This is a genomic window from Rothia sp. HMSC067H10, assembly GCF_001810635.1.
In the GTDB taxonomy this organism is placed as follows: Bacteria; Actinomycetota; Actinomycetes; order Actinomycetales; family Micrococcaceae; genus Rothia; species Rothia dentocariosa.
In genome coordinates, this window is record NZ_KV802284.1 from 13,253 (window position 1) to 28,218 (window position 14,966).

At 56.4% G+C, this 14,966-nt stretch carries 17 protein-coding genes; 11 read left to right on the forward strand and 6 right to left on the reverse strand.

Going from position 1 to position 14,966, the window contains the following annotated elements:
* Nucleotides 1-81 precede the first annotated feature (81 nt).
* Entirely contained in the window at nt 82-360 is a 279-nt protein-coding gene (locus HMPREF2756_RS02240) for a type II toxin-antitoxin system YafQ family toxin (RefSeq protein ID WP_070617849.1), read from the reverse strand.
* On the reverse strand, nt 360-650 hold the full coding sequence (locus HMPREF2756_RS02245; RefSeq protein WP_070617852.1) for a type II toxin-antitoxin system RelB/DinJ family antitoxin: 291 nt from the start codon (nt 648-650) through the stop codon (nt 360-362). The genes HMPREF2756_RS02240 and HMPREF2756_RS02245 overlap by 1 nt, the downstream gene beginning before the upstream one ends.
* A gap of 263 nt (nt 651-913) precedes the next feature.
* Between HMPREF2756_RS02245 and HMPREF2756_RS02250 the strand changes: the two genes are divergently transcribed.
* From HMPREF2756_RS02250 to HMPREF2756_RS02280, 7 genes are all read left to right on the forward strand, one after another.
* Nucleotides 914-1,528 carry a thiamine phosphate synthase gene (locus tag HMPREF2756_RS02250; protein ID WP_070617855.1) on the forward strand — a complete coding sequence of 205 codons (615 nt, stop codon included), beginning with the start codon at nt 914-916 and terminating at the stop codon, nt 1,526-1,528.
* A 2-nt stretch (nt 1,529-1,530) separates the two neighbouring features.
* Nucleotides 1,531-2,586, forward strand: coding sequence for a glycine oxidase ThiO (gene thiO / locus HMPREF2756_RS02255; protein WP_070617858.1), 1,056 nt, complete (start codon nt 1,531-1,533; stop codon nt 2,584-2,586).
* Between the two features lie 59 nt (nt 2,587-2,645).
* Nucleotides 2,646-2,843: a sulfur carrier protein ThiS gene (thiS, locus tag HMPREF2756_RS02260; protein WP_070617861.1), complete on the forward strand. Its 198-nt coding sequence runs from the start codon at nt 2,646-2,648 to the stop codon at nt 2,841-2,843.
* A gap of 5 nt (nt 2,844-2,848) precedes the next feature.
* Nucleotides 2,849-3,604: a thiazole synthase gene (locus HMPREF2756_RS02265; RefSeq protein WP_006888813.1), complete on the forward strand. Its 756-nt coding sequence runs from the start codon at nt 2,849-2,851 to the stop codon at nt 3,602-3,604.
* Nucleotides 3,595-4,650, forward strand: coding sequence for a ThiF family adenylyltransferase (locus HMPREF2756_RS02270; protein ID WP_070617864.1), 1,056 nt, complete (start codon nt 3,595-3,597; stop codon nt 4,648-4,650). Before HMPREF2756_RS02265 ends, HMPREF2756_RS02270 begins: the two co-directional genes overlap by 10 nt.
* Before the next feature lie 222 nt (nt 4,651-4,872).
* Complete coding sequence (locus tag HMPREF2756_RS02275) at nt 4,873-5,400, forward strand: peptidoglycan-binding domain-containing protein (RefSeq protein ID WP_070617867.1); 528 nt, start codon at nt 4,873-4,875, stop codon at nt 5,398-5,400.
* A gap of 215 nt (nt 5,401-5,615) precedes the next feature.
* Nucleotides 5,616-6,128, forward strand: a complete 513-nt coding sequence (locus HMPREF2756_RS02280; RefSeq protein WP_070617870.1) for a chemotaxis protein CheA — start codon at nt 5,616-5,618, stop codon at nt 6,126-6,128.
* 135 nt (nt 6,129-6,263) lie between these two features.
* Here the strand turns inward: HMPREF2756_RS02280 and HMPREF2756_RS02285 are convergent, their stop codons facing one another.
* On the reverse strand, nt 6,264-7,307 hold the full coding sequence (locus HMPREF2756_RS02285) for a zinc-dependent alcohol dehydrogenase (protein WP_246825805.1): 1,044 nt from the start codon (nt 7,305-7,307) through the stop codon (nt 6,264-6,266).
* 298 nt (nt 7,308-7,605) lie between these two features.
* On the opposite strand from HMPREF2756_RS02285, the gene HMPREF2756_RS02290 reads away from it, so the two are divergent.
* The gene (locus tag HMPREF2756_RS02290) at nt 7,606-8,103 is read left to right on the forward strand and encodes a chemotaxis protein CheA (RefSeq protein WP_070617872.1); all 498 of its coding nucleotides are present in this window, start codon (nt 7,606-7,608) and stop codon (nt 8,101-8,103) included.
* A gap of 144 nt (nt 8,104-8,247) precedes the next feature.
* On the opposite strand, the gene HMPREF2756_RS02295 is transcribed toward HMPREF2756_RS02290, so the two are convergent.
* The gene (locus tag HMPREF2756_RS02295) at nt 8,248-8,877 is read right to left on the reverse strand and encodes a DUF4097 family beta strand repeat-containing protein (protein ID WP_004005989.1); all 630 of its coding nucleotides are present in this window, start codon (nt 8,875-8,877) and stop codon (nt 8,248-8,250) included.
* A gap of 259 nt (nt 8,878-9,136) precedes the next feature.
* Here HMPREF2756_RS02295 and HMPREF2756_RS02300 point away from each other — a divergent pair, with 259 nt between their 5' ends.
* On the forward strand, nt 9,137-10,207 hold the full coding sequence (locus tag HMPREF2756_RS02300; protein ID WP_070617873.1) for a TlpA family protein disulfide reductase: 1,071 nt from the start codon (nt 9,137-9,139) through the stop codon (nt 10,205-10,207).
* Between the two features lie 84 nt (nt 10,208-10,291).
* Entirely contained in the window at nt 10,292-10,942 is a 651-nt protein-coding gene (locus HMPREF2756_RS02305; protein ID WP_070617874.1) for a class I SAM-dependent methyltransferase, read from the forward strand.
* Between the two features lie 126 nt (nt 10,943-11,068).
* On the opposite strand, the gene HMPREF2756_RS02310 is transcribed toward HMPREF2756_RS02305, so the two are convergent.
* Nucleotides 11,069-11,770, reverse strand: a complete 702-nt coding sequence (locus HMPREF2756_RS02310) for a hypothetical protein (protein WP_070617875.1) — start codon at nt 11,768-11,770, stop codon at nt 11,069-11,071.
* Nucleotides 11,771-11,902: 132 nt separating this feature from the next.
* On the opposite strand from HMPREF2756_RS02310, the gene HMPREF2756_RS02315 reads away from it, so the two are divergent.
* Complete coding sequence (locus HMPREF2756_RS02315; RefSeq protein ID WP_070617943.1) at nt 11,903-12,883, forward strand: zinc ribbon domain-containing protein; 981 nt, start codon at nt 11,903-11,905, stop codon at nt 12,881-12,883.
* Nucleotides 12,884-12,899: 16 nt separating this feature from the next.
* On the opposite strand, the gene HMPREF2756_RS02320 is transcribed toward HMPREF2756_RS02315, so the two are convergent.
* Nucleotides 12,900-14,900 carry an NHL domain-containing thioredoxin family protein gene (locus HMPREF2756_RS02320; RefSeq protein WP_070617876.1) on the reverse strand — a complete coding sequence of 667 codons (2,001 nt, stop codon included), beginning with the start codon at nt 14,898-14,900 and terminating at the stop codon, nt 12,900-12,902.
* Nucleotides 14,901-14,966 lie beyond the last annotated feature (66 nt).

The window sequence follows — 14,966 nt, forward strand, 5'->3', positions numbered from 1 at the left end:
GCCCCGCGAGCAGGTGGTTTTTAGAAGCGTATGTTCAAATAATGAGTACATTTAGCTGTACAAATTTGGTCGGACGAAAAACTACATTTTGAAAAGGTCAGCATGACTTCCCGTCCTGGAAGCAGTCAGAATTAATCGTCCCTTGTCGATAGCATAGATAAGCAACCAATCAGGCTGAATGTGGCATTCCCTTAATCCACGATAGTTACCTGTCAAAGCATGATCTCGATGCCTTGTTTCTAACGGCTCCTCACGTATGAGTTTATTGAGGATATCTTCTAAAAGACGAAGATTTAATCCTCTCTTCTTCATGAGCTTGTAGTCTTTACGAAACTGGGATGTTGTTTCAAGGTGAAGCACTAATCATCGCCTTCAGCATCAAGCTCAGCGAAGAGCTCTCGGGGCGAACTGTACTGTTTACTTTTACGGGTGCCCTCCATCATAGCTTTCGTTTCTGCGATAGCTTGCTCAGTTGTAGCATTGTATTGAGGTTGCTTGAGTTCGAAAGGCAATCCACCTTGCATTATGGAAACGTTTAAAAACATCGTGATGGCATCACTTACGGAAATTCCGAAAATCCCGAAAAGCTCCTCAGCTTCCCTCTTAACTTCTGGTTCTACGCGCAGATTGATGTTCGCTGTCTTTGCCATAGTCAATTACACCTCTCTATTGTAAAACAATGTATATCTAAAGTATAACAAAAGTGTGTATTTATTACGGAAATTAACAAGGTCCTTCTACTCTTAGCTTTATACAAACCATAAGAGCAATAAAAACGCCGCCAGGAACCGCGATAAAGGTTGTGTGTTAGCCTGAATGAGAAATATCTGCGTGTGCCGCATCGTCGCAAAATCACCGCAACGCCCGCGCAAGCACGCAGGAAGTACTACTTTCACAGTCGAATCGTGATCCCATGACAATCAACAGCACCGCCGGAACCGCCACACCCTTAGACCTTTCGCTGTATCTGGTCACCGGCGAAAACCCCGTCGAAACGGTGCGGCGGGCACGGCACGCCACCTGCATACAGGTGCGTTCCAAGCCCATCAGCGCCCGCGACCTGTATGCCCTTGCCGAAGAGATTGCGCGCATCGTTCTCCCCCACCAGAAGATACTGATTGATGATCGGGTGGATGTTGCCCTCGCCCTGCGTGCCCGCGGGGTACGCATCGACGGGGTACATATAGGTCAAGACGATCTGCCCGTCGCCGATGCCCGCCGTCTGCTGGGTGAGCACGCCATTATTGGGCTCACGACCGGCACTCGCGAGCTTGTTGAGCGCGCTAACACCGTTGCGCACCTGATCGACTACATTGGTGCCGGGCCGTTCCGCCCTTCCCCGACCAAAGCCTCAAACCGCCCGCCACTGGGTGTTGAAGGGCTGCGTGAACTTGCCGAGCTCTCGAAGGTTCCGGTAGTCGCCATCGGCGATATTTGGCCGCAAGACTGCCCGAGCATCCGCGAAACAGGGGTTGCCGGGGTTGCAATGGCACGCGCCTTCGTGGAAAACCCGGAATTGCAGGCATAATCATGGCAGAAGTTATTACCGTGGTGGGCGGCGGAGTTATTGGGCTGACCACCGCATTTGAACTCACCGAACGCGGCCAGCGGGTGCGCGTCTATGACCCAACCCCCGGCGAGCGCGGCACGGGTGCCAGCTATTTTGCGGGTGGAATGCTCGCGCCTATTGCCGAAGTGCAGTTTCAGCAGGATGCGCTTTTCCCGCTCATGGTTGCCAGCGCGAATGCGTACCCTTCGCTCATGCGCAGGCTCGCTGCGGTAACAGACGCCCCCACCGGCTACGATACGACCGGCACGTTGGTGGTGGCGAGCGATCGCGCGGATGCGGCGCATCTGCGCAATGTTTCTGACTATTACCGTTCGCTCAACCGCAGTGCCGAGGCCATTCCCGTGAGCCGGGCGCGCACCCTGGAACCTGCACTTGCCCCGGATTTGGCGGGTGCGGCGTTGATTGAGGGCGATCATCAGGTGGCGCCCCGGCTGTTTATGCAGGCTCTCGTGAAGGCGCTGAAGGCGCGCGGGGTCGAGTTTGTGCGTGAGCGTGTGACTGACCCGGATTTTGGGGATATTGTGTGCACCGGTTTGGGCGCGGCGGGGCAGTATCCACTGCGACCGGTTTATGGCGATATTCTGCGTTTGCAGGCGCCGCATCCGCTGGTGGAGCATGTGGTGCGCGGGTTCGTGAACGGGCGGCCCGTTTATGTGATTCCACGGCCTGGCGGTGAGGTGTGTATCGGTGCGACAAGCCGCGAGGACACGCGTACCCGCCCCGGTGTGGACGGCGTGTATCAGCTGCTCAAAGATGCGATTCGGGTGGTTCCTGCGGTGGAGGAATGCGAGCTTATCGAGTCGAATGTGGGGGTGCGACCCGGAACCCCGGATGATCTGCCGATCTTTGGCGACCGTACCACGGCGACCGGGCGGCGGCAGCTGATCTCAAACGGGTATTTTCGGCACGGAATTTTACTGGCGGCACTCGCTGGGAAAGCCGGTGCGGAGGTGTTTTTGGGCGGGGATATTCCGCCGGAGTTCGCGCCCTGCTCGCCGAAGAGGTTTGAGCACTGATACGCGATTTTGCTACTCCATACCGCCAGTTTGTGCACCAGAAACGAAAGGAATAGTCCATGAAAATAACCTATAACGGCACATTATTAGACATTTCGACCACGAATCTTGAGGCGCTGATTCTTCAGCAGGCGGGCACCGATCAGGGGGTCGCTGTCGCACTCGATGGTACTGTGGTGCCGCGTTCACGGTGGGCGAGTACCGAAATACCCGAGGGTGCTAGGGTCGATGCGCTGACCGCAGTTCAGGGCGGGTAGTGACCATGATTATTGCTGAGAAAGAGTTCTCATCCCGGCTCATTATGGGTTCCGGGGGCGCCACCAGCATGGACCTGCTCGAAAAAGCGCTGGTCGCATCCGGCACCGAGATGACCACGGTCGCGATGCGCAGGCACGCCTCGGGCACCCCTATCTTTCCGCTTCTGACCAGGCTAAATATTGCGCCTCTACCCAATACGGCGGGGTGCCGCACCGCGCGCGACACCGTTATCACCGCCCGGCTCGCGCGCGAAGCCCTGGGGACAAAGTGGATTAAGGTTGAGGTGATTAGCGACGAAGACACCCTGCTGCCGGATGTATGCGAGACCGTGACCGCCTGCGAAACGCTGGTGGCGGAAGGCTTCACGGTCATGGCGTACACCTCTGATGACCCGGTGATCGCCAAGCGTTTAGAGGATGTGGGAGTCGCGGCGGTTATGCCGCTCGGCTCACCCATCGGCACGGGGCTGGGCATTTTGAACCCGCACAATATTGAGCTGATTTGCTCCCGCGCCACGGTTCCTGTGCTGCTGGATGCGGGGGTTGGCACCGCATCGGACGCCGCGTTTGCTATGGAACTGGGCTGCTCGGGTGTGCTGTTGGCCTCGGCGGTCAACCGTGCGCAGGATCCGGTGGCGATGGCGCAAGCTATGAAAGCCGCCGTTGAGGCAGGCTATCTGGCGCGAGGCGCGGGCAGGATTCCTCAGCGCGAGCACGCGAAGGCTTCCTCCCCGGCGGAGGGTCTGGTGTCATGGATGTGACCTCGCACGACCACCGCTCGGTGCCTGATGCACCACAGATTCTAGCGCCAAAGGACCCCGCGCAGGCGCAGGCTCTCGAAGCTGAGCGCGTATTGCGGCAGGATCGTCTGCCCGGTTTCGACCAACAGGCGGTCGCCAATGCGCATGTGCTCGTTATCGGTGCGGGCGGCCTGGGCTGCCCCGTGGTGCAGGCGCTCGCCGCCGCCGGGGTCGGGTCGATTGCGCTCGTCGATCACGATGTGATTGAGCTGTCGAATCTGCAGCGCCAGCCGTTGTTCGGGATCGCCGATTGCGGCCGGGCGAAGGCTGAGGTTGCCGCGCATCGTGCCCGCGAGATCGCCCCGGCACTCACGGTGACGGTGTATCGGCGATACCTGGAGGCATCCTGGATTCTTGACCTGCTCGCCGAGGAGAACCCTTCGGTGATCGTCGATTGTACCGATACGTTTGCGACTAAATATTTGATTGCCGACGCCGCCGAGATAACCGGTATTCCGCTGGTGTGGGGGTCGGTGCTGCGGTATCAAGGCAGCGTGAGCGTCTTCCGCACGGGGTCGGCACATCTGCGCGACCTGTTCCCTACAACTCCCGCGACTCTGGAATCCTGCACCGAGGCCGGGGTGCTGGGCGCTACCACGGCGGTTATCGGATCGCTCATGGCGACGGAAACACTCAAGTTCCTGGCGGGGCTGCCGACGCTTGAGGGGCGGCTGCTCACCTACGAGGCATTGAGCGGCACCTTCCAGAATTTTGCCCTCTCCCCCGATCCTGAGCGGGCATCCGTGACGGATTTGAGCGCCTATGAACTGCCGAAAATTCTGCTGGATGTGCGCGAGCAGAGCGAACGCGAAACCCAGGTGAAGCACCCGGATTCCCTGCACCTTCCTCTGTCTGTAGCTACCGAGGATGCGGTGCGCTCCATGTTGAAGCCGTTCGCCGGGGAATGCGTGGGTGTGTTTTGTAAGTCTGGGGCACGCGCAGCCAAGTTTATAAAGGATTGGGGTGCAGTTGCGGAAGAATACAATATAACGCTGATTGGAATTTAGTGGTTATATTTTATTTTGCTAAAAATATTTTTCAAAGCAAATAATCAGTAATTCTAATTTATTTACCATCAAGAATCTTTTAAGTGTATAACAATATTGAATAAATTATATATAGCATTCATGCATGCTTTAGTGGAGTAAAAATATGGTTGCAATTCTTAGATAATTAATTTTAGGGTGGAAATGCAGGAATTATCCGCAGTGCAGACGAAAGGATGCATTATGTCACTCGAAAGCACCAATCTTTCTCGCCGTAAGCTCCTCAAAGCAAGTGCTATAGGTGTTCCCGCCGCAGGCATGCTCGCCTTCGGCTCCACCCTCGTGACCGCAACCTCCGCGAACGCCATCTCGGCCGACGGCTGGTGGGGCGAAGAAACCAGCGCAGGACTGCAACGGTTCATGAATGCCGTCGTAAGCGCTAGTCTCACTGTTGATGGGGTTATCAGTTCCCAGCCTTCGAGGATGGCTCCTTCATGCCCAGGAATTGTTGGTGGTTGGGAATGGGTAGACGGTGCAGCAGGCTCCCCAACCATCCAAGCTATGAACGCATGGCTGAAACACTTACCTTATAACTCTCCACTCTGGAGGGACGGTACAGGCCCTCAGGGGGCGACGCTTTTTGGCACAATCACCACTCCTGGGATCAAAAACCTACAGGAACACTACGGAATCACGCAGGACGGTCGCCTCGACGGTCCATCCCAGACCATCATGGCCCTGCAGAACGAAATCAACCAATACGTCGGTTAACACCTTCTAGCCATATAACGATCGACTACTGGGAGTCGATAATAAGAAGACTCTTTATTCCGCTAAAGCGGATTTTCATGCTTTAGTGGAATAAAGAGTCTTTTTTGCAAGTATAAACAAATATCTTTGGAAAAATTATGGTTGATATCCTCCGACAATTAATTTTAAGGTGGAAATGCAGAGCTAAGCTGCATCACCGATGAAAGGATATTTTTATGTCTCTTGAAAACACCAATCTTTCTCGCCGTAAGCTCCTCAAGGCAGGTGCCATATGTGTCCCCGCCGCAGGTGTACTCGCCTTCGGCTCGACCCTCGTCACCGCAACCTCCGCAAACGCCATCTCCGCCGACGGCTGGTGGGGCTCCGAAACCTCAGCCGGGTTCCAGCGGTTTATGAATGCGGCTTTAGGCGCAAATCTAGTTGTCGACGGATGGATCAGTTCCCAACCTGCAGCAATGGCACCCTATTGCCCGGGAATTGTGGGTGGCTGGGAGTGGGCCATACAGATAGATCAAGGCTCCCCTACAATTTCTAAGATGTCAGAGTGGCTGGGAATGCAATGGAAAGGTGCTGACGGTAGTTCGTATTCATACCCTTACCCTCATTTCTCCTCGACACACGTTAATAAGCTACAAAGTCACTACGGTATCGCGCAGGATGGTCGTCTTGACGGGCCCTCCAAGACTATTCAGGCTTTGCAGAACGAAATCAACCAGTGGGTTGGGTAAATTAACTAATCCCCAAGCCGCACCAGGCACCGGCTGTTAGGTTCGGTACCCAAAAAAGGCTCTTTATTTCAATAAAGCATTAGAAAATCCGCTTTATTGAAATAAAGAGCCTTTTTCTGGCGAAAAATTAGGGGACTATTTATCGATACTCAGCATCACCTTGGGGCGTTCCCGCTCCCCCTCTTCCAGCCGCTCGAAGGCGGCCTGCGCATCGTCAAGGCTGTAGCTGCTGTCGATGAGCGCGCCCAGCTTGTCCCGGTGCTCCCGCACGAACTGCGCGGCAGCCGCATAGTGGTCGATGCCGTGGCGGACGCCCACCAGGTACTGCCCCCGCAGGGCAAACTCCGAGGCATCAAGATCGGTCGGCGCAGGCGGGAAGCCAATCAGCACCGCCGTACCCCCGTTCCTCAGCAGGGACGGTGTAGCTTGCAGTGCCGTAGCAGAACCGGAGCACTCCCATACGGCATCCCAGTCTCCGGCAGGGAGCGCGTCCACCGTTTTATAGGCCGTAATCCCAAGCTCGGAAAGATGCACGGGTTGCGAGGGGTCAACCACCGCAACCTCAATGGGGTACTGCTTCAGCACCAGCGCCGCGAGGGTACCGATCGTGCCGCCGCCAAGCACAAGCACCCTATCGCCAGGTTCCGGGGTGGCTTTCGCCAGACCCTCCAAAACCGTCACAAGAGGTTCGATCAGAATATATTCGGGATGCGGCTCTGCACCCGAACCGTCGTCAATAACGGTCAACACATGCGCTGGCATTACAAGCTTTTGTGCCGCCGCCCCACCGTGCTCATAGAGACCAACTTCGCGCAGGTTTGTGCAGAGATTACGCCGCCCACGCTGGCAGAAATCGCAGGTCAGGCAGGGAATCATGGTACTTCCAGTGACCACCGCGCCGGGTTTCAAACGACTGTCGCAAGCGGTCTGCGGCGGGGTCTCAATCACACCCACCCATTCATGTCCATAATGATGCGGATACTCGGTCAGACCGCGCCGCAGGTAGTTTGAGGTGCCGTCGTACAGCTCAAGGTCGGTTCCACAGATGCCCGCATAGGCAACTCGAATGAGAGCCTCATCGGGTTGTTGGGTCTGAGCATCTTCAATCTCGCGCGCTTCGACGCTTCGGATTCCGGTGATAAAACTGGCTTTCAACGTTATCTCTCCCTGCGTTCTCATGCGGTCTCTTTAGATTATCTATCCGCAATAGACGAGTTCAAGGACTACAACACCACTGGGGCATAATATTTTATTTTTCGTACAGCATTCATTAAATAAATGTATTTTACTACTCTTTAAAATGCTTAAAATTTTATTCGTATATAATAATATTTCGCTCATGAATATACCCAGAAAAAATTTAAAAAGTTTTTATTTAACTTTATAGAAGAATAAATTTAGGCTTGATATTTGTCGATGAATCCTTTTACAGTGAAAATGCAGGACTAATCTGCATCACCGATGAAAGGATATTTTCATGTCCCTCGAAAGCGCTAATCCTTCCCGCCGCAAGCTGCTCAAGGCAGGCGCCATAGGAGTTCCCGCAGCAGGCGTACTCGCCTTCGGCTCCACCCTAGTCACCGCAACCTCCGCCAACGCCATCTCCGCCGACGGCTGGTGGGGCGAAGAAACCAGCGCGGGACTGCAGCGGTTCATGAACGCCGTCAGGGGTGCTGGTCTTGTCGTTGATGGAGTGATTAGTTCGCAGCCTTCGCACATGGCACCTGCATGCCCTGGAATCGTCGGTGGCTGGGAATGGGTAGAGCCTAGGCAGGCAGAAGGTTCCCCCACTATCCTCCACATGTCATTGTGGCTAGGACTCAATAACATCGAGTACCCGGTTCCCAGTATGATCAATAATACTGTTATCGAAAACTTACAGAAGCACTATGGTATCTCCCAGGATCGCCGCCTCGACGGTCCTTCCCAGACCATCCAGGCTCTCCAGAACGAAATCAACCAGTACGTTGGCTAACGCTCTACGGCTGAGCATCATGCCATATGGATAGATGCTAAAAAGGCTCTTTATGTGAATAAAGCGGCAGAAAACCCGCTTTATTCACATAAAGAGCCTTTTTATGCGACCCGGGAAGAGACTCGGCAAAGAAGCGTACAGCGCCTACGCCAGCGTTACGGACCCGCCGATGCAGTTGATAAACACGCTGGGTTGCCCCTTCGCATTGTGTGAGTCGCCCGGTTCGCACGGCTGATCCAAAATCTGCACCTTGCCCGAAACATCCTCGATACGGTACCCCGGCATCTCGGTGAAAGTCCCGGTCGTTGTCACCGAGCCGCCCGTGACCGTGAGAGTCGCATCCTCAGCAACCGTACTGTCTACCATCTTCACGGACGAAGATTTCGCGGTCACCTTCGCATGTGTAAACGATGCGTTCAAACAGCGAATAGTGCCCGTAGTCGCCGCCAAATCCGCGTGCGTGGTGCGCACCCCCTCAAGGCGGCATGTTGAGTTTGTCTGAACCCGCAGAACGTCAAGAAAAGAATCGTGTGGAAGGCTGATAACGATCTTAGGTCCCCCAAAGGATAAAAACGAGGTGCGCTTGGCAAACTTGGATTTCCAGTAGCGTTCCCGCTGAACAATCTGGATCACACCATCTTCGGTGCTTACGTCAAAAAGTTCTTCATGCGGTAACTCTGCAGTCGCATCCTGGGTTTCTGCAGCGGTAATAGCGACCTCAAGGTCGAGTGCTTCAACAGCTAAAGACACGGGCTCAGGCAACGCGATAGGCATACACTTAACTCCCTATTTTTATCACGGTGACGAAGGCGCGACCCGGCGCGCAGCCTGGGCATCCGGGGCTGACTCTGCCAGTCACCTAACACCTTCATGAGCTATTCTACCCCGGTATTATTCCGACTCCGAACACGAAGAACGTGCTGCCCTCCCCATAAATTTATGCCGCCGGATGCGCCCCCATATCCGCCGTGCAGACCCTCACCAGGCGTAAAATCTGTGGTAGACACAAACTCACTCAAACTTTCAAGGAATCATGTCTGCTTTTCCAAATGTATCTTTTCTTCTCTGTACGGCGCTGATCGCCATCACCCTGGCGGTGAGCGGGTTCGCCAAGGCTAAGGACCCTTCCAGTACCGTCACGGGTATTCTCAACCTGGGGCTCGAAAAAATTGCTCCGCTGAAGCTCACCGCGCGCACACTCCCCTGGGTCGAACTGCTTCTGGCATTAGGGATGCTCGCAGCGCCGGGCATTCTCTTCACCACAGTATCGGGCATCTCTGTAATGCTCATGTTGTTCTACCTGATCGTTATTGCGCGGGCACTTGCCACCGGCCGCACCGCGGGGTGCAATTGTTTCGGTTCAAAATCCGCCGCACCCGTGAGCCGCTATACGCTCATCCGCAATATCGCGTTGACCATAGCCGCAGCTACGGTTTTTGCCGCGTCTTTGGGCTCAGGTCGAGCACTTATCTACGAGCTGTACAACCTCAACTCTGCCGATTGGGGCTGGGTGCTCGGTGCCGCCCTGATCGCCCTCACCATGTGGGCGGTACAGCGCGGCGAGGCATTGGCTAAGCCAGATTTCGGCGAAAGCGACGATAACCATCTTCTGCTTCCCGTCTATGAGGATCGCGACGACGGCGAAGAATATGTGCGCATGCCCATTCCGTATGCAACTCTGCATACGCTCGACGGCAAGAATTTTTCGATCCGCGAGCTCGCCGAGCTCAAGGCGCGGGTGCTGTTCTTCGTCTCCCCCACATGCGGCGCTTGCCTGTCGATTTTCGACAAGCTGGCGGGCTGGGCGCACAAACTGCCGCAGCTTGAGCTGCATCCTGTTTTCAGCAGTGTGAGCAACGCAAAGACAGCGTCTGTGCCCAAGAGCATTACCTCGCTGATAGACCCAAAATTTGCGGCTATGCACGCTTTCGGCCGCGGCACCCCACTGGCGGTAGTACTGGGCTCTGACGGACTGTTGGCGGGCGGGCCGGTGCGGGGCGCATCCGATGTATCCGATGTTATGGATCAGTTGATTGAGGAATTCACCGGCGCCGAAAACTCGGATGAACACAGCGAGCAAAATACCGTCGGGCAGATGCCCTAGGAGGCGCATTCTTACCCGTATGCGGTACGATACCCCTACGTTTGCACACACGCTATCTATTCATCTACCACCGAGGAGAATACGGTGTCAGCATTGAGTTTTAACACCCCCGGCGAGCGCGAAAAGTCGCTCTGGCTCATCAAGAAAGAGAACGATCCGGCACATTCGCAATGGTATATCGACCGTTTTAAGGCTATGGAGGCTGAGGGTAAGGATATGGCGGGTGAGTCTCGCCTGGTGAATGCTTTGGCTTCGCGCGGGGCGAAGATTCTGGATGCTGGTTCCGGCCCGGGCCGCGTGGGTAAGCAGCTACATGCGCTGGGGCATCGGGTGACCGGCGTTGATATTGACCCTGAGCTTATTGATGAGGCGCGCCGCGTATGCCCGGAGGCCACCTGGGTTACGGCTGATTTGGTGGATTTGCCGCAGGCTCTCGGGTTCGAGTCTGATGCCGGTGAGGATGGTTTTGAGCTGATCGTATGTGCCGGGAATGTGATGGGTTTTCTTGCGCGTTCAACCCGTAAGCCGGTGCTAGAGAATTTCCGGAAGGTGCTGGCTCCGGGTGGGCGTGCCGTGATTGGGTACGGTTCCGGTCCCGGTCGTGACTATGCGTTTGCGCAGTTTCTTGAGGATGCGCGCGAGGTCGGGCTGAATATTGATTCGACGTTTAGTTCCTGGGATTTGCGTCCGTTTGCTGAGGGTTCCGAGTTTATTGTGGCGGTTCTTTCGCGGTAGGCGGCGCTCAGGCGGCACGCTTTATGGCTGATAAAAGCGGTGGTGCGCATCCTGGTTTTGTGTAGGATGCGCACCACCGCATTTTTTTCTCTTTCCGCCCCGTGCAGAACGCGGGAATCGTAGCCTCTAGGGGATCAGGTGGATTGAACGAGCCATGTCTTCGGGCAGGATTGCGGCGCCGCCCAATATAGCCACGATAAGTACTGCGAGAATCGCCATAGTGGCCGATTTCCAGCCGGGGTGCAGTTCGGTGAAGGTAATCAGGCCGTGGTGCAGCCGGTCAATATCGAGAACGTTCGCTTTTTTATAGACCGTGGTCTGGTCGGAAAGTTTCGAGGCCACCGTAGACATAGTCTTGGCATCCCACACGCGACCATCGAGGCGAAGAAGAGACTTTCCCTGCTTATCCAGCACCCACATGCTCGGGAAGCTGCGGTACTTGAGCTTGGCAACAACGTTGCTGAGGTCTTGCCCGTGTGCTTTCTTGCTGTAGAGCTTTTCCACGAAGATCGTGTGGTCCATATCTTTACGTTCCACCGCATGCCAGCCAAAAATTCGGGCGCGAAGCACATGGGTTTTGGTGATTGCCACGATCGTGGGTTTAAGCACCGAATACAGGCTTAGACCCGCGAAAAAACAGATGATAAGCACCAGCACCAGGTACGGCAAGGCGGGGCGTTTATACGCTAAGAATGCGATCGCGGCGACGAGGGTGATAGTTCCCGGGAGCGCCGCCTCGATGCGCCTGCCGTAGGATCGCATGCGGGGGTGGAAGAGTTCTAGAACATCGCCATATTTGGCGGGAATTTCGTGTGCGCGTTCTGCCATACACACCACTTTAGCGGTCGCACCTGCCCGACGCTAAGATTTTCGCCCCGCAGTGTCAAACCTGAGGGTTCGTGCGGGTACATAAATCTGCCCGGTGTCAGGTGCGCCCGCGCGGTGCGGTACGCTGTAATCATGCACAAATTTTCTCCCGTGGAACGGGTTCTAGCTACCTGGGTTATCGGCGTTTTCGTGTCGGTAACCCTTGCTTTTGGCGCGCTCTTTGCTCTGAATCGGCTGGTTTACACCCCCACGGGTCAAGTTCAGGAGTATTTTAGAGCGCTGCAGGACGGTAATGGTTCGCATGCGCTCGGTATTTTGGGGGCTCGGGTACCTGAGGGCGACGGTTCTCTTCTCGATGGTGAGGTTCTGAAGAAGTCGGTTTCGGGGCTGTCTAATATTACCTATGAGGTAGTGGAAAGCAGCGATGACGGCGAGCATGCGACGGTGAGAGCCTCCTACACCCTGGACGGCGCACAGGAACACACCGATTTCAGGCTGCATCATGTGGGCGATCACTGGGGCCTTTTCCCGCGTTGGGAGATTGAACCCGGCGAGCTGCCCGAGCTGAAGGTTTCGATTAAGGGCGTACAGGCGGCGACCGTGAACACCCGCAAGGTTGCGGTTGATGACGGTGAGGCAACGTTCCCGGTGCTCTATCCCGGAAACTATTCCATTTCTTATGATTCGACGGTGTATACCGCACAGCCGTACTCGCAAAAGGTGCTCTCAGCGGATGCAAATTCGCAGGTCACGCTCGATTTGAAAGCGAGCGATCAGGCTCGGGAATCCGTACAGCACCAGGTGGAGGATTACATAAATTCCTGCACCGAGCAAAAGACTCTCTACCCGAGCGGCTGCCCCTTCGAGTACACTTTCCCCGGGCGTGTGGATGGCGAGGTGACCTGGTCGGTCAAGGAGTATCCGCATCCGCATGTGACGGTCACCGCGAATGGCGAGTGGAGCGCTGACCAGGCGCAGGGCAAGGTCAAGGTATCCTTCACGCAGCTTGACCTGTACACGGGCGAGCGGCAGCCTTTTGAGAAGGAAGTTCCGTTTACCATCAAACCGACAGTGAACGTCAGCAACGGCACGGCGGTGCACGTGAGCTTCTGAGGGCCCTTACCCTGGCTTAGTTAATCCCTCGCAAATCCAGCACAAGTTCGCTCTCATCCGCGGCATCACCGGTGACGATGACCGGAATACCCCAATCCTGCTGGTATAGGTGGCATGCGGCGTGCTCGGGAATATCGCCGTCGGGGGTACCGTCGCAGGCGGCGGCGCGGGCGGTAATGTGCAGCACCGCCTCCTGAATCTCGGGGTTGAGCACGAGGGTACGGCTGAGTCCTTGGGAGGTACCGGCACCGTCCAGCAGGAAATTTTCGGGGGTGGATGAGATTTTCAGCTGGGTCGGGTCTCCCCAGCGGGTATCGAGTTTCTGCCCGGTCGGCACGGTAAACCGCGAGGTAAATTCGAGGGTTCCGCCGGTGAGCTTCGTGGCGGGCCGGGCGGTTGTAATAGCCCCTTCGTCCACTTTTTGCGCCTGCGCCGGAATGGCGGCACGCACCAACTGGTGCGCATTGGTTTCCACGATTATCAGGCGGGGATCCTCACCCGGGCTATGCTCCACTAGAAGGTCGGCAGGTTCGGCGAGTCCGCGCTGTAAGGTGCTTAGTTCCTTCACGGCAGGATCCCAGCGGCGAATCGCACCGTTATAGGTGTCTGCCACCGCGATAGAACCGTCGGGAAGCTCCGCAAGTCCCAGCGGATGCTGCATGCGAGAGGTCTGCGAGTCGCCGTCCACAAACCCGAAATCGAACAGACCCAACCCTACAGCAGAGGTCACCTGTACGCTCTGGTGTCCGTGTTCGTCCCGCGTGAAGGTTACGTGGCGCAGCCCGCTGGTTTCCGAGCAGGCTACCCACAGGCTGCCGTCACGCGCCTCGATAATGCCGGAGGGTTGGGCAAACCATGCATCCTCGGCGGTACCGTCCTGCAGCCCTTCAACCCCGGCACCCGCGAAAATACTGACGATTTCAGACACGGGGTCGTAGCCGAAGAGCTGGTGGGTGCCAGCCATCGCGATCACGAACTGCCCGGCTTCACGCGAATAGACCGCATCCCATGGGGACGAGAGCGCTATAGCAGTGGCGGGCGCATCCGCGGGGATATGGTTTGCATTGCCCGTGACGGCGTTGTCTCCATCGATCACACGCTGCACGCCGTTGCCCGCAAGGGTACGAACCTCGCCCGTGCGCAGATTCAGCGAGCGCAGCCGGTGATTCACGGTGTCGGTGATCAGCACATCGTACCCGAGTTTTTCACGAAGTTCGGCGGGTACCAAAGCAAGCCCTTGCGGTTCGTTAAAGCGTGCGGTAGTTCCGGTTCCGTCGGCGTAGCCTTTTTCGCCGTCCTCTCCCCCGTAGGTTGCCAGCACAGTGTTGAGGTCTTCGGCGACCTGCAGGATGCGGTGCCTAGCGGTATCGGACACCAGGTAGGTGCGTGAGCCGGTGCCGAACAGGTTTTTGGGTCCGAACTCTGTGGGGAGTTCAATAGCCTTCCCCGGAAAAGCGAATGTTCCCTCGGTTTTGGGTCGGGGTACATAGGGGCCGTCACCTCGGTGCAGGGTACCTTTTTTCTCGTGTTCGGCAACGAGCTCACGCACGAGTGAGGTAAGCCCCTGCACGTGCCCCTCCCCGGAAAGATGCGCCACAATATACCCTTCGGGGTCGATGACCACGAGCGTGGGCCAGGCGCGGGCGGTATAAGCCTGCCAGGTGGTGAGTTCGGGGTCGTCGAGTACGGGATGTTTGATGTCGTAGCGGTCTACGGCTGCGGCGAGCGCTGCCGGGTCTGCCTCATGCTCGAATTTGGGACTGTGCACGCCCACAGTGACGAGCACATCCGAGAATTCTTCTTCGAGGGGGCGCAGCTCGTCGAGCACGTGCAGGCAGTTTATGCAGCACAGGGTCCAGAAGTCGAGGATCACGATTTTGCCGCGAAGAGCCTGCAGGTCTAGGCTCTTCTCGCCAGTGTTGAGCCAGGATCGTCCGATGAGTTCGCTGGCGCGCACGCGCACGGTTTTCTGCCCGGTATGATCTTGCCCGGAATGCTGGTTACTGGTTTCGCTCACGATTCTCTCCCCTGTGGTTTCGCACCCAGACCCCGCTTAGCAGCAGGGTGCGCTCGTTTCACCCTA